Annotated in this window: 17 protein-coding genes and 1 tRNA gene; 7 read left to right on the top strand and 11 right to left on the bottom strand. The window is 43.2% G+C overall.

From position 1 onward, the window contains the following. The first annotated feature begins 8 nt into the window (after window positions 1-8). Window positions 9-1,556, top strand: a complete 1,548-nt coding sequence (locus Bovatus_RS02220; RefSeq protein ID WP_004300335.1) for a cytochrome ubiquinol oxidase subunit I — start codon at window positions 9-11, stop codon at window positions 1,554-1,556. Window positions 1,557-1,593: 37 nt separating this feature from the next. Further along, the gene (cydB, locus tag Bovatus_RS02225; protein WP_004300336.1) at window positions 1,594-2,736 is read left to right on the top strand and encodes a cytochrome d ubiquinol oxidase subunit II; all 1,143 of its coding nucleotides are present in this window, start codon (window positions 1,594-1,596) and stop codon (window positions 2,734-2,736) included. Between the two features lie 146 nt (window positions 2,737-2,882). On the opposite strand, the gene Bovatus_RS02230 is transcribed toward cydB, so the two are convergent. The 4 genes from Bovatus_RS02230 to wecB form a co-directional block, all read right to left on the bottom strand. Beyond that, window positions 2,883-3,839, bottom strand: coding sequence for a D-2-hydroxyacid dehydrogenase (locus Bovatus_RS02230; RefSeq protein WP_004300337.1), 957 nt, complete (start codon window positions 3,837-3,839; stop codon window positions 2,883-2,885). A 97-nt stretch (window positions 3,840-3,936) separates the two neighbouring features. After that, window positions 3,937-5,208, bottom strand: a complete 1,272-nt coding sequence (locus tag Bovatus_RS02235) for a replication-associated recombination protein A (RefSeq protein ID WP_004300338.1) — start codon at window positions 5,206-5,208, stop codon at window positions 3,937-3,939. A 6-nt stretch (window positions 5,209-5,214) separates the two neighbouring features. Further along, the gene (locus Bovatus_RS02240; RefSeq protein ID WP_004300339.1) at window positions 5,215-7,791 is read right to left on the bottom strand and encodes a DUF5686 and carboxypeptidase-like regulatory domain-containing protein; all 2,577 of its coding nucleotides are present in this window, start codon (window positions 7,789-7,791) and stop codon (window positions 5,215-5,217) included. A gap of 343 nt (window positions 7,792-8,134) precedes the next feature. Then, a complete protein-coding gene (wecB, locus tag Bovatus_RS02250) occupies window positions 8,135-9,220 on the bottom strand; it encodes a non-hydrolyzing UDP-N-acetylglucosamine 2-epimerase (RefSeq protein ID WP_004300341.1) in 1,086 nt (361 codons plus the stop codon). Between the two features lie 92 nt (window positions 9,221-9,312). On the opposite strand from wecB, the gene Bovatus_RS02255 reads away from it, so the two are divergent. Then, window positions 9,313-9,936, top strand: a complete 624-nt coding sequence (locus Bovatus_RS02255) for a trimeric intracellular cation channel family protein (RefSeq protein ID WP_004300342.1) — start codon at window positions 9,313-9,315, stop codon at window positions 9,934-9,936. An 8-nt stretch (window positions 9,937-9,944) separates the two neighbouring features. Here the strand turns inward: Bovatus_RS02255 and Bovatus_RS02260 are convergent, their stop codons facing one another. The 3 genes from Bovatus_RS02260 to Bovatus_RS02270 form a co-directional block, all read right to left on the bottom strand. Next, the gene (locus Bovatus_RS02260; RefSeq protein ID WP_004306358.1) at window positions 9,945-10,445 is read right to left on the bottom strand and encodes a DUF4251 domain-containing protein; all 501 of its coding nucleotides are present in this window, start codon (window positions 10,443-10,445) and stop codon (window positions 9,945-9,947) included. Between the two features lie 126 nt (window positions 10,446-10,571). Then, the gene (locus Bovatus_RS02265; RefSeq protein ID WP_004300344.1) at window positions 10,572-11,534 is read right to left on the bottom strand and encodes a M48 family metallopeptidase; all 963 of its coding nucleotides are present in this window, start codon (window positions 11,532-11,534) and stop codon (window positions 10,572-10,574) included. A 45-nt stretch (window positions 11,535-11,579) separates the two neighbouring features. Then, the gene (locus Bovatus_RS02270; RefSeq protein ID WP_004300345.1) at window positions 11,580-12,140 is read right to left on the bottom strand and encodes a LemA family protein; all 561 of its coding nucleotides are present in this window, start codon (window positions 12,138-12,140) and stop codon (window positions 11,580-11,582) included. A gap of 240 nt (window positions 12,141-12,380) precedes the next feature. On the opposite strand from Bovatus_RS02270, the gene Bovatus_RS02275 reads away from it, so the two are divergent. After that, entirely contained in the window at window positions 12,381-12,884 is a 504-nt protein-coding gene (locus Bovatus_RS02275; protein WP_004300346.1) for an RNA polymerase sigma factor, read from the top strand. Between the two features lie 91 nt (window positions 12,885-12,975). Here Bovatus_RS02275 and mtgA read toward each other — a convergent pair whose 3' ends face one another. The 3 genes from mtgA to Bovatus_RS02290 form a co-directional block, all read right to left on the bottom strand. After that, window positions 12,976-13,719, bottom strand: a complete 744-nt coding sequence (mtgA, locus tag Bovatus_RS02280; protein ID WP_004300347.1) for a monofunctional biosynthetic peptidoglycan transglycosylase — start codon at window positions 13,717-13,719, stop codon at window positions 12,976-12,978. After that, window positions 13,697-14,413, bottom strand: coding sequence for an OmpA family protein (locus Bovatus_RS02285; protein ID WP_004300348.1), 717 nt, complete (start codon window positions 14,411-14,413; stop codon window positions 13,697-13,699). The genes mtgA and Bovatus_RS02285 overlap by 23 nt, the downstream gene beginning before the upstream one ends. A 164-nt stretch (window positions 14,414-14,577) precedes the next feature. After that, window positions 14,578-15,930, bottom strand: a complete 1,353-nt coding sequence (locus Bovatus_RS02290) for an MATE family efflux transporter (protein WP_004300349.1) — start codon at window positions 15,928-15,930, stop codon at window positions 14,578-14,580. 91 nt (window positions 15,931-16,021) lie between these two features. Here Bovatus_RS02290 and Bovatus_RS02295 point away from each other — a divergent pair, with 91 nt between their 5' ends. Then, the gene (locus Bovatus_RS02295; protein WP_004300350.1) at window positions 16,022-17,407 is read left to right on the top strand and encodes a GDSL-type esterase/lipase family protein; all 1,386 of its coding nucleotides are present in this window, start codon (window positions 16,022-16,024) and stop codon (window positions 17,405-17,407) included. A 192-nt stretch (window positions 17,408-17,599) separates the two neighbouring features. Continuing rightward, a complete protein-coding gene (locus tag Bovatus_RS02300; protein ID WP_004318613.1) occupies window positions 17,600-19,471 on the top strand; it encodes a PAS domain-containing sensor histidine kinase in 1,872 nt (623 codons plus the stop codon). A 72-nt stretch (window positions 19,472-19,543) separates the two neighbouring features. Here Bovatus_RS02300 and Bovatus_RS02305 read toward each other — a convergent pair. Further along, window positions 19,544-19,616, bottom strand: a tRNA-Lys gene (locus tag Bovatus_RS02305). 120 nt (window positions 19,617-19,736) lie between these two features. On the opposite strand from Bovatus_RS02305, the gene ettA reads away from it, so the two are divergent. Then, entirely contained in the window at window positions 19,737-21,428 is a 1,692-nt protein-coding gene (gene ettA / locus Bovatus_RS02310) for an energy-dependent translational throttle protein EttA (RefSeq protein ID WP_004300352.1), read from the top strand. Window positions 21,429-21,449: the final 21 nt, after the last annotated feature.

Consider the following 21,449-nt stretch of genomic DNA (forward strand, 5'->3'; position numbering starts at 1 on the left):
ATAGGATTATGATTGAAAGTATTGACACCTCGCTGATCGATTGGTCGAGAGCCCAATTTGCGATGACAGCCATGTACCACTGGATTTTTGTTCCTCTCACACTCGGACTGGCAGTGGTGATGGGAATCATGGAGACGCTGTATTATAAAACAGGCAATGAATTTTGGAAAAAGACTGCCCAGTTTTGGATGAAACTCTTCGGTATAAACTTTGCCATTGGTGTGGCAACCGGTTTGATTCTGGAGTTTGAGTTCGGTACGAACTGGAGCAATTATTCGTGGTTTGTAGGAGATATCTTCGGTGCTCCGTTGGCTATTGAAGGTATTTTGGCATTCTTTATGGAAGCCACATTTATCGCCGTCATGTTCTTTGGGTGGGGCAAAGTAAGTAAACGTTTCCATTTGACTTCTACCTGGCTCACAGGCTTGGGAGCTACGATTTCTGCCTGGTGGATTCTCGTTGCCAACGCATGGATGCAGCATCCGGTAGGCATGGAATTCAATCCTGATACAGTTCGTAATGAGATGGTAGATTTCTGGGCAGTGGCTACATCACCTGTAGCGGTCAATAAATTCTTCCATACGGTATTGTCCGGCTGGGTGCTGGGTGCTATTTTTGTAGTCGGCATCAGTTGTTGGTATCTGCTGAAGAAACGTAATCGTGAGTTTGCGCTTGCCAGCATCAAGATTGGGGCGATTTTCGGATTAGTAGCATCGTTGCTTTCTGTTTGGACAGGTGATGGTTCCGGTTATCAGATTGCCCAGACGCAACCGATGAAACTGGCTGCTGTGGAAGGTCTGTATGAAGGCGGCACTAATGTAGGTCTGGTTGGAATAGGAGTGTTGAACCCGGAAAAGAAGACTTACAACGATGGGAAAGATCCTTTCCTCTTCCGTTTTGAAATCCCCAGCATGCTTTCTTTCCTTGCAGAACGTAATGTAGACGGCTACGTTCCTGGTATTACAAATATCATCGAGGGTGGTTATCAACAGAAAGACGGATCGACAGCTCTTTCTGCTGCCGAGAAGATAGAACGTGGAAAAACGGCTATCGGTGCATTGGCTGCCTATCGTGCAGCAAAGAGTGCAGGACATGAGGAGGATGCTCAAATTGCATATAAAGTATTACAGGAAAATATTCCATATTTCGGTTACGGATATATCAAAGATGTGAACCAACTGGTTCCGAATGTTCCTCTGAACTTTTATGCGTTCCGTGTAATGGTAATCTTGGGCGGATACTTCATCCTGTTCTTTATTGTCGTTCTCTTCTTTATCTATAAGAAAGATTTAAGCCAGATGCGTTGGATGCACTGGATTGCTCTGCTGACAATTCCTTTGGGATACATCGCCGGACAAGCCGGATGGGTGGTTGCCGAATGTGGGCGTCAACCGTGGGCTATCCGTGATATGTTGCCGACAATGGCTGCCATCTCCAAACTGGATGTAAGCTCTGTACAAACGACTTTCTTTATCTTCCTGCTCCTGTTTACAGTGATGCTGATTGCAGGTGTCGGAATTATGGTAAAGGCTATCAAAAAAGGACCGGAGAATTGATAATTACCTATTACTTATTACTTAATATTTTAGCTATATGTATATATTTTTACAGCAATATTGGTGGCTTGTCGTTTCCTTGTTAGGAGCCATACTCGTGTTCTTATTGTTTGTACAAGGAGGTAATTCTTTGTTGTTCTGCTTGGGTAAAACCGAAGAACATCGTAAGATGATGGTGAATTCTACCGGACGTAAGTGGGAGTTTACGTTTACTACATTGGTTACATTTGGAGGAGCTTTCTTCGCTTCTTTCCCCTTGTTTTACAGTACCAGTTTCGGCGGTGCATATTGGCTTTGGATGATTATACTTTTCAGTTTTGTATTGCAGGCTGTCAGTTATGAGTTTCAGAGTAAAGCCGGAAATCTGTTAGGTAAAAAGACATACCGGACTTTTTTGGTGATTAATGGAGTGGTAGGTCCTGTGTTACTTGGTGGGGCAGTGGCTACTTTCTTTACCGGTTCTGATTTCTATATTAATAAGGCCAATATGACAGATACCATTATGCCGGTAATCAGTCATTGGGGAAATGGCTGGCACGGATTGGATGCACTGACCAACATTTGGAATGTTATTCTTGGATTGGCTGTATTCTTCCTTGCCCGTGTGTTGGGATCTCTCTATTTCATTAATAATATTGATGATAAAGAGCTGACTGATAAATGTCGTCGTGCAGTACGCAATAATACAGTCTTGTTCCTTGTATTCTTTTTGGCATTTGTCATTCGTACATTGGTATCTGATGGCTTTGCCGTTAATCCGGATACACAGGAAATTTATATGCAGCCATATAAGTATCTCACTAACTTTATCGAAATGCCGGTAGTGCTGGCTTTATTCCTGATTGGTGTGGTACTGGTTCTTTTCGGCATTGGAAAGACATTGCTTAAAAAGACGTTTGATAAAGGAATCTGGTTTACGGGAATCGGTACGGTACTGACTGTTTTATCTTTATTGCTGGTAGCAGGGTACAACAATACCGCTTATTATCCGTCATATACAGACCTGCAAAGCTCATTAACTTTAGCCAATAGCTGTTCCAGCGAATTTACACTAAAGACAATGGCCTATGTCTCTATTCTTGTTCCATTCGTAATTGCATATATTTTCTATGCTTGGCGTAGTATCGATCGTCACAAAATTACCGAGAAAGAAATGGATGAAGGAGGACACTCATATTGATACTTTGTCCACATAGAATTTCGAATTGAGATTCTTGTAGGAACAAATAAACTCCCCTTATTTAATTCTCTATGTCATGGTAGAGAAGTTAAATGAGGGGAGTTTTTATATATAAGCCTTTTCTATCTTTTCGGATATATCGCTTTTTATTTATTGACTATATTCTCCGGTTTTCCGGCAATGTAAGCCTGAAGGTTACTGATTGCAATATTCATCAGACGTTCACGAGCCTCGATGGTTGCCCAGGCAATGTGCGGAGTGATGTAGCAGTTCTTCGCAGTTAGTAATGGATTGTCGGCACAAGGCGGTTCAGTAGAAAGCACGTCTACTCCGGCTGCATAAATCTTGCCACTGTTCAAAGCGTCTGCAAGGTCTTGTTCGTTGATAAGCAGGCCGCGACCGGTGTTGATTAAAATAGCTGTCGGCTTCATCATACCCAGACGGCGTGCATTTACCATTTCGCGTGTCTCCGGAGTAAGCGGGCAGTGCAAACTGATAATATCACATTCGCTGAACAACTGATCTAAATCCATCTTCTTGATTTCCGGTGGCAACTGGAAGTGAGATTTGGAAGTCAATGCATACACTTGCATACCGAAACCGATGGCAACGCGCGCTGTGGTATATCCGGTATTTCCCAGTCCTACCAGACCGATTTTCTTTTCCCGCAGTTCCATCAACGGAGTATCCCAAAAACAGAAATCCTTGTTGTTAGCCCAACGACCTTTATGCACTTCTTCAGAATGGTGTTGCACTTGTTGAGTGATGTTCAGGATATGCGCAAATACCATTTGAGCAACGGAAGCGGTGCTGTATGAAGGAATATTAGTAACGACGATTCCTCGTTCTTTTGCAGCAGCTGTGTCTACCACATTATATCCGGTAGCCAACACACCGATATATTTCAGTTCGGGCAGTGCAGCCATGTGGTCTGCATTGATGATTACCTTGTTAGTCAGAATTGCTTCTGCACCGGCTGCACGTTCTAATACCTCTTCCGGAGCTGTACGATCATAAATTGTACATTCTCCAAGCACCTTCATACCTTCCCAGGATAAATCTCCGGGATTGGCGGCATAGCCGTCTAAAACTACAATCTTCATTTCAATTTCAATATTATTAATATGTTACAATGTTTCCTACTGCTTTATTTTGCTTTTAGCTTCTCTTACAGAAGGGAGTGACTTATTTTACGAACACTTATTTCTTAAATTTGTCTCCCCACAACTGTATCATTCGCTCGGCATGTTTCTGTTCTGCCGGATTGTTTTGCGGTTGCCATATCCGTTTGTCTTTCAGCTCGTCCGGAAGAAATTGCTGTTTGACAAAGTTACCTTCATAGCTGTGCGCATATTTATATTCCTGTCCGTATCCCAACTGTTTCATCAGTTTGGTCGGAGCATTGCGCAGATGCAAGGGCACAGGCAGATTACCGGTTGACCGGACTAGCTCTAATGCATCGTTAATTGCACTGTATGCCGAATTACTTTTAGGACTGGTAGCTAGATATATCGTCGCTTCGGCCAAAGGAATCCGTCCTTCGGGCCAACCGATCTTCATCAATGTATCAAAGCATGCATTGGCGATAAGCAACGCATTCGGGTTGGCAAGTCCGATATCTTCGGAAGCCGAGATCACAAGCCGACGGGCAATGAAAGCAGGATCTTCGCCTCCTTCCACCATACGGGCAAGCCAGTAGATCGCTCCGTCAGGATCGCTACCGCGAATAGACTTGATGAAAGCCGAGATAATGTCATAATGCATCTCTCCATCCTTATCATAAGCCAGTGGATTCTGTTGTAAGCGTTCGGTCACCATTTCATCGGTGATGACAACTGTTTCCTCCGTCTCCGATTGCACAACAAGTTCCAATATATTAAGCAGTTTGCGGGCATCTCCACCGGAGAAGCGCAGCATAGCTGTTGTTTCTTTCAATTCAATTTTTCGTTCCTTCAGTATGGCATCCGTAGTGATGGCACGTTGCAGAAGTTCCTGCAAATCTTCTTTTTCCAAAGATTTGAGTACATAAAGCTGGCAACGGGATAGGAGAGGGCGGATGACTTCGAACGACGGATTTTCCGTTGTTGCACCAATCAGCGTGACTGTTCCGTTCTCTACAGCTCCCAACAGTGAATCCTGCTGTGACTTGCTGAACCGATGGATTTCATCGATAAACAGAATCGGGCTGGACTGCGAAAAGAAACGGTTGCTCTTGGCACGGTCTATCACTTCGCGCACATCCTTCACACCGGAGGTCACAGCACTCAAAGTATAGAAAGGCGTTTCCAGTTTGTTGGCGATGATCTGTGCAAGAGTCGTTTTACCTACTCCGGGAGGTCCCCAGAGAATAAAAGAAGAGATGCGTCCTGCGTCAATCATCTTCCGCAAGATGGCTCCCGGTCCAACTAAATGTTTCTGACCGATATATTCATCCAAAGTTTTTGGCCGTAACCGTTCTGCTAAAGGTTGCATAATTTTTTAGAATACCATTAATACCATGAAACGAATACCGTTTTTGTTGATACCCGGATTATCACGATAAGTGAAACGATGTACATATTCAACGTGCAGCAACTTGAAAATGTTGTAGATACCTACACTTCCTTCAATATAAGGCACTTTCGGGTCCATCACGAAACTGGTGAACTTACCGTCGCGTGTCGGGAAACGGAACAAATCGGGATTGTTGCTCTTAAACGGATTATTCTTATCTGTCAATGTTCCCCACAAAGCACGTACGCGGAACATTTCCCTCCATTTCAAATTCTTGATAAGAGGAATACGGTTGAATAGTTTTCCATTCATATCATAAGATAATGACATGGAAGCGTAACGGTCGTTCAGGAATTCCATGTTATTAATCAAGTTGAACGTTTCGCGCTGGGTGATGTAGGACAAGTTAGCTTCCGGCAAAATCAACAACGGGAAAGGAACTGTGTTCCATTCTGCGCCTGCTTTTAAGCTACAATCAATCTTTCCCCAGGAAGCGGGGAGCCAGAAACGTTTCCATACACTTGCTTCCGTACGGTTAAAACTGTAATCTCCACCTAGTACTCCTTTGAAACCCATGGCATGAGTCAGGGTAAAGATAGGAGCATCCAGCGATACAGGTACGCGGCGTTGTTTGGAGTTGACAAATGATTCACCCGGAGCATAACGCAGTGTCAGACTCGCTTCCGAAGTCGTGACATCATGCACACGGGTTTGCGCGGCATCATTGCGCAGATATTCCAGTTTGCCGGTAGGCTCGTCGTTACGATGGCGCAGCATGGCTTTCACTCCGAATCCTGTCAGCGTTTCAAGTTCATAATTAATGGTGGCATCGCGCATATACGACATCTGGTCTACTGTCGTTGTTTTTACCGACAGGAAGATATTGTCTTTATCTGTGAACAGGAATTTATCCATCGGAGACATTACGTCATAACTGTACGAAGCCGAAAGATAATGTTTCGGGAATTCCCAGACAACATAATCGCGTTTATTGAACGAATAAGTCACCGTACCGCTATATTTCCAGCGTTCGTCTTTCAGACCGTAAGCTCCGTATCCGTTCAAGAACCAGTGTTTATGGAAATGAGCAGTTGTCATGCCGCTTAACCGGAAACGGGTACCATCAATGTAGTTGCTTGAAATCATGGTGTTGATAGGACCGATATCCACTTTGCTCGGATGGCCTTTGCTTCCTGTTTCTACAAAGTTTTCAATCAGCGCTTTCGCTCCGAAGATGATGTATTTGAATCCCGGTATCTGTTCGAGGCGGTTGACGAATACATCCATCGAACTTTCTTTCTTCGTCAGCGGTACTTGACGAACACTCGCCCAATACTCATCGCTTTTCGAAAGCATATCCGCTTCTTTTATCACGCTGCCTTTCAATCGGAACAGTCGTTGTTCGATAGGATCGAATTTATAATTACTATACTTCGTAGTTCGTTCCACCTGCAATCCGCCTGCTGTTTTGTTGGAATTCCAGGATAGGTCTACGGTCATGTCATCATCCGCTAACACCCAGTTTCCGTTAGGGAGTTGCTCGTATTGTTGCACGATGTCCATACGGTTGACGAAGTTTACTCCAGTCTTTTTAGGCAGGTTCATCGTACATTTCTGAACGGCATAAGTGGAGTCGTTCAATACATAAAGATGTCCGGTGAATCCAAAGTCCTGCGAGTTTTGCGGAACAAACGTGAGGTGAACACATTCGCGCTTGTTTACCATCAATGTGTCCATCAGATAATATTTATAAAATGAGATGGCATTGTTACCGATAGGACTAACGAAACGCTGTTGGAGCAACCGGATATCGTCGTCGTAGATATTGATGTCGGCAAATACGTCTTTCAATACAGTGCCGAGCATATCTCCTGTGGAGAAGAATTCATCGATACCGTTGGAGTTTTTACCTTTGATAAGCGTTTTCTTGCTTTCAGGATTTTTGCGATAGATAGTTTGTGAAGCCGTCTCCTGTACGGAAATCGGGAGAATCAATTTGTTGGTTGTTTCCGAAACTTCCACCTGATCTTTTAGGAATGAATATTTCTTGTAGATTCCTTTTTCTAGTTTTTCCGGCGTGAGGTCGTTGATAGACATCTTCATTTTCTCGTACTTGTCGTACTGATAGTATTCATTCACTTCAAGGACTTGTGCCTTTTTGTGTTCGATTACTTTCTTCATGAATTCGACTGCCGGGTTGTTCTTACGGGAGTATTTTTCCTTTTGAGGTTTCACAACAACCTCGTTCAGGAGCACATTATCCGGAGCCAGCTTAACGTTTACCGTCTGATTGTTGGAACCGACTCTAACTGTTTTACTGATATAACCTACAGCAGAGAACACAAGAGTTCCTCCGTTTCTGCGGGCTTCAAGACTGTATTCTCCGTCAATATTGGTGATGGTACCCATATCTCTCTTTTCCTGATAGTAAACAGAGATATACATCAATGGCTCGTGGGTAACTGAATCAGTGACTACCCCTTTTATTTGCTGCGCAAAAGCATTTGAAGCTGCCAATACGAGTAAGAACAGTATAAGTATTTTGCTATATCGTTGTTTCATAACGTTCGTAGTAGGGCGCAAAGTTAACAAATAACTCTAAGGATAACAGAATATATAACTTTTTTTACCCATCGTTTTTTGTTGTTTACAAGCATATGTCATCCGATAATTAAAGGAATCTCCCTTTGTTAATCCTTTTGATAAGGCTGTTTCGGTACTTTGTTCTCCAGGTTCCGGCATTTGAAACTTTTTGTTTCGACGCTTGAAACTTTGTGTTTCCCGGCATGAAACTATTGGTTTCTCGGTGTGAAACTGTTGGTTTCCTTGATGGAAACTACTAGTTTCAAGGCGTGAAACTAACGATTCCATGCCGGGAAACGGAATGGGACAAGTAAGGTGACTGTTATTTACTCGTAAGGATCTGTACGATACGCTCTGCGGTACGTCCGTCCCAACGCTCGGGAAGCTCGCCTCGTTTCCATTCGCCTTGCATCAAGGTATCCATTGCTTTGGCAAGCAGGACAGGATCTTCCCCGACAAGTTCGTTGGTTCCCATGCGCCATGTTTCGGGATGTTCGGCATACGTGTTGAGCGTGATACATGGAATACCCATAAATGTTGCTTCTTCGGCCACGTTGCCCGAATCCGTAATGATTCCTTTTGCCTTGTTTATCAGATAACCGAAGAACAAGTAATTCTGCGGAGGCATTATGTGGAAGTTCGGAGCTTCGATGCCTAATTCTTTGATGGCATTTCGTACGTATGTGTGCAGCGGTGCTACGATAGGCATACCGGCAGATTTTTCAATGATTGTTTTCAGCAACTGACGCAGATTCTCTTTGTTGTTTAGCAATACGCGACGGTTGAGGGTGAGCAGGAGATAATTTCCCTCTTGCAGTCCCAATACGGAAAACCATATAGGTTTGAGCAAACGGTTCCGGTTGTAGCGGATGGTATCTATGAGAATGTTACCTACATAATATACGTTTTCACTTTCCGTTCCTGTCTGGTTCAGGTTGCGGTTGGCAACCATGCCGGCAGTAAACAGATAGTCGGATATTCCATCTGTAATCATACGGTTGACCTCTTTCGGCATCTTCATGTCGAAAGAACGGGTTCCGGCTACGAGATGCGCTACCTTGATTCCTTGTTTCTTGGCAACGATGGCACAGCTCATGGTGGCAGTCAGATCGTCCACCACAAGAACTACGTGTGCCGGATTCTCCGTCAGTTCCTGTTCGAAGGCTACCATGATTCCGGCTGTCAAACTCGTTGGATTACTACTTTCCACTCCCAGATAAACATCAGGAGCTTTCATATCGAGGTCCGAAAAGAGAGAAGCATCCAGACTTGTATCGTCTTTCCTTCCTGTATATACCAGTCGGTAAGAGATACTTTTACCCAGCGCCCGTGCGGCTTCAATAGCGCGTGTAATGGGAGCTATCTTCATAAAATTGGGGCGTGCCCCCGCAACAATTGTTATTTTCATATTGTTTCTATCTTATTCGGTTTAATTCGTGAAGCAAAAGTACATTTTCTTACGGAATTTATTCGTTACTTTGCATACAAAATAACAAATATATGCCCACATTCGTTCAAATTCTTGATTTTATAGGCACATTTGCCTTTGCTATAAGTGGCATCCGGCTGGCTTCGGCGAAACGTTTCGACTGGTTTGGTGCTTATGTGGTAGGACTTGCTACTGCTATCGGTGGCGGTACTATTCGTGATGTCCTGCTCGACGTGACACCGGGGTGGATGACCGACCCTATATATCTGATTTGTACGGGACTGGCTTTGCTGTGGGTAATCTGTTTCGGACGTTGGCTCATCCGGCTCAATAATACTTTCTTTATTTTCGATACCATTGGCTTGGCATTGTTTACCGTGGTAGGTGTAGGCAAGAGCATTGCTTTAGGCTATCCTTTCTGGGTGGCTATTATCATGGGTAGCATTACAGGAGCAGCCGGTGGAGTGATTCGTGACGTATTTATCAATGAAATACCTCTTATCTTCCGAAAAGAAATTTATGCAATGGCCTGCGTTGTAGGCGGTATTGCATACTGGCTGTGCGACGTTGCAGGTCTGGAATCATACGCCTGTCAGTTGATTGGCGGACTGGCGGTATTCCTGACCCGCATCTTAGCTGTCAAATATCACATTTGCCTACCTATATTAAAAGGTAGTGAAGAGCCGGAAGAATAAGGACGGCATTATTTTTCCTCCTTTATATCCAGTTCTCCCTGAAAACTAATGGACTGACGGTTTTGCATATTGACATCGATACTTGCCGAACCATTGGGAAATACTTTTGCTCTGAATTCATATCTGTCTTCAGGATTACGTGCGACGAACTTGATAACGGCATTCCCTTTTTTATCCATTTCCACATTATATTCTTTGAGGATGGCTTTGAAGTTAAGTCCGTCACCTCCACCATACGGAATGCTATAAGCCCGCCCATAATAAGGCAAGTAAGAAATAACCGAATCATTTCTGATTGTCAGTGAGTAGGAAGATGTCAAAGGGATGGAGCGTCCGCGCATCGGCATGGCAGTGTTGACATCTATCTTATAATTTTCAGATTCAATCAGTTTCATTACTGCTTCTTTCTTCTGTTCCTTCTTTTCCTTTTTACTTTGTTGAGCCGAAAGGGTAGGGATGCCCACTAGCAAGGCTAGTAACAGCATAAAGATTTGTTTCTTCGTTCTCATATCAGTTTGCATTTAGGTTGATGTATATATGTATAACAATCAAATATACTAAAAAGACAGGGATACTTCTGTTTCTTTTAATGAAAATTAAACAGACCCCCCTGTTATTTATGAGTTTAGCCCGATTTAGAACTGTTCCAGTATTTCGATTCGTTTTTCGATGGGAGGATGAGTGGCAAACAGTCCGCTAAGTCCGCTGAATATACTTTTAGATGCCTTTTTGGGGTTCTGAATAAATAATTGTGCCACGTCTTTCCTTTCTACTGCCTCGATAGCGGGATCTGCTGATATTTTGCGGAGAGCGTTGGCCAGTGCCAACGGATTCTTCGTCATTTCTGCCGAACCTGCATCTGCCATATATTCGCGTTTGCGTGAGATGGCAAAACGCATCAGGCTTGCAAAAAGATAACCGATGGCGGCTATCACTAAAGCAATAAGAATAAAAAGAACCACACCGCCGCTACCTTTACTATTACTACGCACGCGTATGTGCGTAATGGCATAAAACGTGATTTCTGTCAGCATGGAGAAGATACCGACAAAGACAATGGAAATAATCAGCAGGCGTACATCGCGGTTGCGGATGTGACTTAGCTCGTGCGCGATGACTGCTTCCAGTTCCTCATCATTTAGTTTCCGGATGATGCCCTCCGAGAGAGTAACGGTGTATGTGCGTTCGTTGATACCGCTGGCAAATGCATTCAGGGAACTGTCATAGATGATATTGATTTTCGGCATTTTCATGCCTTGAGACATACAGAGGTTTTCCACCAGATTATAAACTCGTTTATTCTCCTGACGGTTCAGCGGCTTGGAGCCGGTGGCGGAATTGATAATGCTTGTGTTAGCCCAATAGGCAATCAGAAACCAAATTAATACGATTCCCATGGTGTATGGCAACGAAGAGAGGAAGAAATAATTGACTATTGGTATCATTTCGACTTCCATATCCTTTCTATATCCCCAAAGAATCAACAGGTAGCAGGCCAAATAGAGGAGTGCTGCCACGAGACAGGGAAACAGGAATAGTAGAAACGCAGAGTGCAGATTATTCCGGCTCTGCTGTGTTTGGATTCCGACGTATTGCATGCGTGTTCGACTTTTGTAATTGGATGGACGGTGTATATAAAGGTTTTAGAAACTAATTTTGGGTGCCTGCTCCAAATTCGCACGTTCGTTTTTCCCCAAGTCGAACATTATCTCTCTTTGGAATCCGGTCATTCCTGCTACGATATTCGACGGGAATGTCTGCACGGCATTATTGTATTCTTTAGTGGCCGAGTTGAAGTAGCGGCGAACAGCAGCCAGTTTATTCTCTACATCAGAAATTTCTTCCTGTAATTGCAGGAAATTCTGATTAGCTTTCAGATCGGGATAAGCCTCGAGAGTAATCTTCAATCCGGCAAGAGCGGAGCTCAACTGATTTTCGGCAGCTATCTTATCGTCGATCGTTTTTGCGCTGACTGCACCGTTACGTGCCTGAATCACCCGGTCGAGCGTTTCTTTCTCATGTGCGGCATATCCTTTCACGGTGTCTACCAGTTGGGGAATGAGATCATGGCGTTGTTTCAACTGCACGTCGATGTCGGCGAATGCGTTTTCACGATTGTTTCTCAATTTCACTAATGAGTTGTACATGGAAGCAAAGATAATGCCCAGCAATACAATAATTCCTACAATAATAAGTATGGTCATAGCCTTTTGTTTTATTTAATAATATAAAATCAAAAGTAATCTATTTGGTTCTTTTAACCAAGAGGTAAAGGAAATATTTACTAAATACCACCTAAAAACTATCAGAAAGCACCTGAAATCTGTCATTTGATAGAATTAACCCCCAAGAAATGACAAATTTTCCCCTGTTGGATACACAAAATTCCTTTAAACTTGCAAATGTCGAGAAAAAACGAATATTAACCATAAAACCATTAAAGTATGAAAAGTTTAAGTTTCAGAAAAGATTTAATTGGAGTACAGGAAGAATTGCTTCGTTTCGCTTATAAATTAACGGCCAACCGTGAAGAAGCAAATGATTTATTGCAGGAAACATCTTTAAAAGCATTAGACAATGAAGAGAAATATGTTCCGGACACAAATTTCAAAGGATGGATGTACACAATCATGCGTAACATCTTTATTAATAACTACCGCAAAATAGTACGCGATCAGACCTTTGTTGATACCACCGATAATTATTATCACTTAAATCTGCCACAAGATTCAGGATTTGAAAGTACCGAAGGTGCTTACGACCTGAAAGAGATGCATCGCATCGTCAACGCACTCCCCCGGGAGTATAAGATTCCTTTCTCCATGCACGTATCAGGTTTCAAATACCGTGAGATTGCAGAGAAATTAGGATTGCCATTAGGTACAGTGAAGAGCCGCATATTCTTCACACGTCAACGTTTACAACAAGAGTTGAAAGATTTTGTATAAATGAGGATAACGCATACAAACAAGCTTATAAGCAAAAGGAGCAAGGGGATAGATCCTCGTTGCTCCTTTCTTTTTATTTATGATTCAATTATCACTTGCTTTTCTTGTTTTTGCTTTTTTTCTTTTCAACGGCTTTTTCTTCAGGTGGAAATTTAGGAACCAGATTCATCAGCCGTAATATCTGATTTTGTCGTTTTAATATGTATGACGAAGGTTTCGCCGAGTTAAACCGTATCGGATTGGGCAGAGTAGCGGCGATAAGTGCGCATTGTCCCCGGGTCAACTGGGCAGCTGTTGTTCCGAATTTGACCTTTGCGGTAGCTTGCGCGCCGTAGATGCCATTTCCCATTTCTATAGAGTTGAGATAGACTTCCATGATTCGTTCTTTCGACCAGAACAGTTCGATGAGAAACGTAAAGTAGACTTCGAGTCCCTTGCGTACCCACGAAGATTGCGGCCATAAGAACACATTCTTGGCTGTCTGCTGACTAATGGTGCTTGCTCCTCGTTTCCGTTTGCGTGTTTCGTTCTCTTTCATCGCTTTCTTGATTTCTACAAGATCGAATCCGTTGTGTTCGGCAAAACGGTTGTCTTCGGAGGCTATGACCGCCATCGGCAGATTGGGAGATATCTTATCAAAAGAAACCCACGTGTGCTTCCACGTGGGTTTATCTCCTGAAAAAATCTGCTGAACGCTTCGAATAACCATCAACGGAGTGACATAAACCGGCATAAACCGATACACAATCACTGCCAACAGAGTGGATGCAAAGAAGAAAATCAGCAGGTTGCGCGTATAGCGCAGAATTTTTTTAATTAGCAGCTGCTTGTGCATCTTTAATCATTTGTTCACTTGCGTACATGTATACTTCTACACGACGGTTTTGTTCGCGACCGGCAGCAGTATCATTGCTTGCAACGGGATCGCTTTCACCCATTCCCTGTACACCTTTGATCTGATTGGTGGAAACACCACAGCTCAACAAATAACTGGACACGCTCTGTGCACGTTCTTGTGACAAGTTCAGATTTTTCTGTTGGCTTTGTGCGGCAGTGCTGTTTTTCCAGCCCTGGTTGTCAGTGTATCCGTAGATAGACACGTCCATATCCCGGTTCTGATTGAGCACATTGTTGGCAAACTTGCTTAAAGCAGATTTAGCAGCAGCACTTAGATTTGCATTACCGGTAGTGAAAAGAATACCCGAGTCGAATGTTACTTTCACGGCTTGCAATCCGTTGTTGTCTGTTATCTGTTCTACTTGTGCGCCTTCAATTTGTTTTGCTTCTGCTGCTGCTTTGTCCATCTTCTTACCGATAAGAGCACCCGTACCTGCACCTACTGCCGTACCGATAGCAGCACCAATAGCGGCACCTTTACCTTTACCGATAACACCTCCCAGGATTGCACCCAGTGCAGCACCCGAACCACCACCGATAGCAGCACCTTTACCAGTGTTGTTCATACTTCCACAGCTACCAAATATCATGGCAATACTCATGAAGAGAACCATAAATTTCATCTTGTTCATAATGTTGATGTTTTTTTTAATTGGTTTATAAATAATGTTTTTATACGAATCGCTTCGTATTATAAATAACAATGCAAAGATACATATTATTTGGCAAGCATGTACTTTTTAAGTTAAAATAACTCGGATGAATCCCTTTGTTTGTTAATAAAGGAAAACGAACATTATCCTTTTATCGTTGAAGGAATACTTAAGCACTTCTTTTTGATAATAATGAACCAACTCAAAAGAATTAAACCTTTGGCAACGGTGGTGACGCAGACTGCCCACCAGATTCCTTCCACTCCCATACCCATCCGTACAAACAGGATAGCAAGCGGAATACGCATATAGTTGCAACTGATGCTGATAATGGCAGGGGGTATTGTGCGGCCGATGCCGTAGAAAACTCCCTGCATGGTGATTTCGAGCATCATAAAGAGCTGGGAATATCCGTCGATACGAAGGAATACGCCTCCGGCTTCATAAGCAGCCTGTTCGGGCACGAATATGGCGAAAACTTCGTTTCCGAAGAAAACGAATAGCAAAGTACAGAGTGTACCGAAGATTCCCGTCATCCATAGGGTAGTGTACCAGGATTTAAGTACCCGTTCGATTCGTCCGGCAGCATAGTTTTGGGCGATGAAGGCACTTAGTGCGGTGGAGAATCCCTGTGAGGTGTTCCAGGTAATTGCTTCGATTTGTCCCCCGGTGGTGAACGTCATTAAGCCGATGTGCCCTCCCTGTTCGGAAGCGGTGCGGCAGAGGAACATGTTGACGAAGGCAAACAATGTATTTAAAGTCGCTACGGGTAATCCAAGTTTAAGGATTCTCCGCGTGTACTTTTTCTTTAGCCGGGTGAAGAAAGGGAAACCGCCCAACAGCGCATCCCTGCAACGCAACTGATAGACGAAAATCAGGAAAACACTTGCTTCTGCAATCCAGGTGGCGTACGCCGCACCGTTTGTTCCCAGTCCGAAACCGAATATAAAGAGTGGGTCCAGAACGATATTCAATATCAACCCTGTGCCACTGATAAAGAACGGGACTTTGCTGCGTCCTGCTGCATTATAAATTCCGGTGAAGGCAGCGGAAAGGAAAACGAAAGGTAATCCGGTAGAAACAATCCGCAGATATTGAATGGCATTGGCTGTGATATGTTCCTCAAGTTCATAAATACGTATGATAGGTTCTGCAAATATAAAAAGGAGTCCGCCCCAGCAAATGGAAATAATCAAAGCAATCGTAATATTATGAGACGCGAAGCTGCGGGCATCTTCCTGGCTTTGCGCACCGATGGATTGTCCGACACTCACTTCAGATCCTACCTTATTTAATAAGGAGATAGAACCGGACATCCAGGTCAGGATTCCGACAGAACCGATGGCGGCTACGGCTTCACTTCCCAGGCGTCCTACCCACGCCATATCTGTGAGGCTATATGCCATTTGGATAAACGACGTTGCCATGATCGGCATTGCCAGATTAAACAGTTGACGGTTGATAGGACCTTGTGTCAGATTCTTTATTCCTTGCATATAATTTTTCTAATCAAAATGGGCTGCAAAGATACGCAAAATTACTATCTTCGCGCATCTAATTATTCATTAATCAAAGTACATAGATACTATGAAACAGAAATTTTCTACTATTTTTATCTTGCTGCTTCTCTTTTTAGCAGGTTCACGAGTGGTAGCGCAAAATGCTCCGAAACCTTTTGATATTGAACAACCTTCACTTCGCGTATTCCTTCCTGCGCCAGAACTGGCTACAGGGCGTGCTGTGGTTGCGTGTCCGGGAGGTGGATATTCACATTTGGCATTCGAACACGAAGGCTGTGATTGGGCGCCCTATTTCAATAAACAAGGTATTGCATTGATTGTGCTAAAATACCGGATGCCGAACGGTGATCGTACATTACCCATTTCGGATGCTGAAGCAGCAATGAAATTGGTGCGTGACAGTGCCGATGTCTGGAATTTGAACCCGAATGACATTGGTATCATGGGCTCTTCTGCCGGTGGACATCTGGCTTCTACCATTGCCACTCATGCCAAGCCCGAACTTCGTCCGAACTTTCAGATTCTTTTCTATCCTGTGATTACGATGGATAAATCTTATACCCATAGGGGCTCTCACGACAACCTTTTGGGAAAAGATGCTTCTGCTGAATTGGAACTTGAGTATTCTAATGAAAAGCAAGTGACGAAAGATACACCGCGTGCTTTTATCGTATATAGTGATGATGATAAAGTCGTTCCGCCTGCTAACGGAGTTAATTATTATTTGGCGCTGAACAAGAACAATGTTCCTTCAGTGCTTCATATTTATCCTTCCGGTGGACATGGATGGGGAATTCGCGAGGGTTTCCTCTATAAGAATGAAATGTTGGACGAACTGACGTCTTGGCTCCGTAGTTTCAAAGTACCTCATAAAGATGCTATCCGTGTAGCTTGCATTGGAAATAGTATTACGTATGGAGCACGTATCAAGAATCGTGATCGTGACAGTTATCCGGCCGTGTTGAGCCGTATGTTGGGAGAGGCTTATTGGGTAAAGAACTTCGGAGTCAGTGCCCGCACTCTGCTGAACAAGGGCGATCATCCTTATATGAATGAAAAGGCTTATCAGGATGCGCTGGCTTTCAATCCTAATATCGTTGTTATCAAGTTGGGTACGAATGACAGTAAATCATTCAACTGGAAATATAAGGCCGACTTCACGAAAGATCTGCAAACAATGGTCGATGCTTTCAAAGCGCTGCCAGCTCAACCGAAGATTTATCTTTGTTATCCTTCTAAAGCCTATCAGACCGGTGATAATATCAACGATGATATCATCTCTAAACAAATCATTCCGATGATAAAGAAGGTTGCCAAGAAAAATAACTTGTCTGTCATCGATCTTCACGCAGCAATGGACGGAATGCCCCAATTGTTTCCGGATAAGATCCATCCGAATGAAGAAGGGGCTAAAGTGATGGCAAAAGCTGTTTATCAGTCCTTGAAAAAGTAAAATAAGGAACTTGACGATTGTAAAATTTCCGGTTGAAATAATCTCTTTTAGAGAAAATTTTAATCGGAAATTTTTTAGTTTAATCACAAATAATCTTCTTATAATATGCTAAAAAAGTGTCTTTCTGAAAGTTAGATATGTCGCTAATCTATATTTTTGCGCCCGAAAAATAATAAAATGATAAATAGCGTTATGAATAGACTACAAGATTTTACCTTTTTCTCGCAGTTGATGGCTAACGCTAATATGGGATGGTGGAAAGCCAATTTATCAACTGCGAATTATGAATGTTCTGACTTTATAGTAGAGTTATTAGGTCTGGATCAGACCGGAATTATTAGTTTTGAAGATTTCAATAAACGTATTCAGAAAGAGGAACAACTTTCTACAACTATTCATTCCTATGGTGTGTATCAACGGCCGGAGGTGGTGTATTTGCTTGATACGGTGAAAGGACCTGTTTGGGTACGTAGCAAGGTATGTTTTCAAGAAACGGATGAAAACGGAAACGAAATCATTTATGGTATATCCGAAGTGCAAGATGGTCCTGATATGGCATCTGCTTATCAAGCTTTGCAATACAGTGAGCGTCTCTTATCTAACATTTTCAAGTATTTGCCTATTGGTATCGAATTATACGATATGGATGGGGTATTGGTGGATTTGAACGATAAGGAATTGGAGATGTTTCATATAGAGAAGAAGGAAGATGTATTGGGTATCAATATTTTTGAGAACCCTATTTTCCCGAAAGAAATGAAAGAACGGCTGAAGAAAAATGAAGATGCCGACTTTACTTTCCGTTATGACTTCTCGAAGGTTGGTTCGTATTATCAGAATACCCAGAAACAGGGCACAATTGATTTAGTGACTAAAGTGACTACATTATATAATAGTGAGCATCAGCCAATAAACTATCTATTGATTAATGCGGATAAGACAGAAACAACAGTAGCCTATAATAAGATTCAGGAGTTTGAGGAGTTCTTTGAACTGGTCGGCGATTATGCCAAGGTCGGTTATGCCCACTTCAATGTTTTGAGTGGACACGGCTATGCTCAAAAAAGCTGGTACAGAAATGTGGGTGAAGCGTATGAAACTCCGTTGTCCGACATCTTTGGCACATACCGGCATTTCCACCCCGATGACCGTGCCTTGTTGATTCGTTTTCTGGACGACGCACGAAATGGACTTACCACCCAACTTAGCAAAGAGATGCGTGTCCTTAGGGAGGATGGCACATACACATGGACGCATGTCAATCTGTTAGTAAAGAAATATGCCCCGCAAGACCGGATTATCGAGATTATCAGCATCAATTATGATATCACAGAACTGAAAAGGACAGAAGAAATGCTTGTCAAGGCACGTGATAAAGCAGAAGCATCCGATCGGTTAAAGTCTGCTTTCCTGGCTAATATGAGTCACGAAATCCGTACTCCTTTAAATGCTATTGTCGGCTTTTCAAGCCTGTTGACTAGTACGGAAAATGCAGCGGAAAAGGAACTATATAATTCTCTGATTGGACATAACAACAAACTATTATTAAATCTGATTAATGATGTAATTGATCTTTCTAAAATAGAATCCGGTTATCTGGAATTGCGTCCGGACTGGGTTAATCTTACCGAGCTTCTTGACGAGAGTGTAGCGGAGTATGCTCATCAAGTACCATCCGGCGTTGAACTTCTGACTAACTATCCGGCACATGATTCTCTGGTAGAACTGGATAGCCTGCGTATCAAACAGATCTTGAGTAATTTTCTTTCGAATGCCTTAAAGAACACTACCACCGGACATGTGGAAGTCTTCTATGAGGTAGACCACCAATCTGTCAGAATCGGTGTTAAAGATACCGGTCGGGGCATCCCGCAGAATATGCTTGAAAAGATATTCGAAAGGTTTGAGAAGTTGGATTCCTTTGCTCAAGGGGCCGGTTTGGGTTTATCTATCTGCAAACTAATCGTTGAGAAGATGAACGGGCGGGTATTAGTTGATTCCCAACTGGGGATCGGTACTACTTTTGTAATCGAACTGCCGTGTCGTTCTATGCTTGTTGAGTAAGTATATGTGAAGAATCTTAAAAGAAAAATCCCTTGATAACGACTGATTATCAAGGGATTAATTTTGTTTTTGTGATCCGCCTGGGGCTCGAACCCAGGACCCCAACATTAAAAGTGTTGTGCTCTACCTGCTGAGCTAGCGAATCGGTCCTTCAGTGCTTTCTTTCGAATGCGGGTGCAAAGGTAGAACATTTTTTTATAACTCCAAAAGAATTCAAACATTTTTCTTATCTTTGTGCCATTATCAACAATATATAATCATACGTATGGCTGCTGACGATAAAAAAATTATCTTCTCGATGGTGGGAGTGAGCAAGGCTTTCACCCCCAATAAGAATGTGCTGAAAGACATTTACCTGTCGTTTTTCTATGGAGCGAAAATCGGTATTATCGGTTTGAACGGTTCCGGTAAATCAACGTTATTGAAGATCATCGCCGGTTTGGAGAAATCCTATCAGGGAGAAGTGGTGTTCTCTCCGGGATATTCCGTGGGTTACTTGGCACAGGAACCTTATTTAGACAACACAAAGACAGTAAAAGAAGTAGTAATGGAAGGCGTGCAACCCATTGTTGACGCACTGACAGAATACGAAGAAATCAATCAGAAGTTCGGTTTACCGGAGTACTACGAGGATCAGGATAAGATGGATGCTCTTTTTGCCCGTCAGGGCGAACTGCAAGATATCATTGATGCGACTGATGCATGGAATCTGGATAGCAAACTGGAGCGTGCGATGGATGCTCTCCGTTGTCCGCCTGAAGATCAGCCGGTAGAAAACCTGTCCGGAGGTGAACGTCGTCGGGTAGCTTTATGTCGTTTGTTGTTGCAGAAACCGGATGTGCTCTTGCTGGACGAACCTACCAACCACTTGGATGCAGAATCTATCGACTGGTTGGAACAACATCTTCAGCAATATGAAGGTACGGTTATTGCCGTGACGCACGACCGTTACTTCCTCGATCATGTTGCCGGATGGATTCTCGAACTAGACCGTGGTGAAGGTATTCCCTGGAAAGGTAACTACTCTTCCTGGCTGGAACAGAAGACAAAACGCATGGAAATGGAAGAAAAGACCGTCAGTAAACGTCGCAAAACACTGGAACGTGAGTTGGAATGGGTGCGCATGGCTCCGAAAGCCCGTCAGGCAAAGGGTAAGGCACGTCTTAACTCTTATGACAAGTTGCTGAATGAAGACGTGAAAGAGAAAGAAGAAAAACTTGAAATCTTCATTCCGAATGGTCCGCGTCTGGGTAATAAAGTCATTGAAGCGAAACAGGTGGCCAAAGCATACGGCGATAAACTATTGTTTGACGATTTGAACTTTATGCTTCCTCCTAATGGTATTGTTGGTGTGATCGGTCCCAATGGTGCGGGAAAAACGACACTGTTCCGTCTGATTATGGGATTGGAGACAGTAGATAAAGGAGAGTTTGAAGTAGGAGAGACTGTAAAGGTGGCGTATGTAGACCAGCAACACAGAGATATTGATCCGAATAAGAGTGTTTACCAAGTAATTTCCGGTGGCAATGAGTTGATCCGCATGGGAGGACGTGACATCAATGCGCGTGCATACCTTTCCCGTTTCAATTTCTCCGGAGGCGATCAGGAAAAACTTTGCGGTGTACTGTCCGGTGGTGAAAGAAACCGTTTACACTTGGCGATGGCTTTGAAAGAAGAAGGCAATGTACTGTTGCTCGATGAGCCTACCAATGATATTGACGTAAACACACTGCGTGCTTTGGAAGAAGGTCTGGAAGATTTTGCCGGCTGTGCCGTAGTTATCTCGCATGACCGTTGGTTCCTCGACCGTATCTGTACACACATTCTGGCTTTTGAAGGAGACTCCAATGTATTCTACTTCGAAGGGTCTTATTCAGAATACGAAGAAAACAAAATGAAACGTTTGGGAAATGAAGAGCCGAAGCGTGTTCGTTATAGAAAGTTAATGACTGACTAGTATAAAGTAATAGATTGAAGC

This window comes from Bacteroides ovatus, from assembly GCF_001314995.1.
GTDB classification, from domain to species: Bacteria; Bacteroidota; Bacteroidia; order Bacteroidales; family Bacteroidaceae; genus Bacteroides; species Bacteroides ovatus.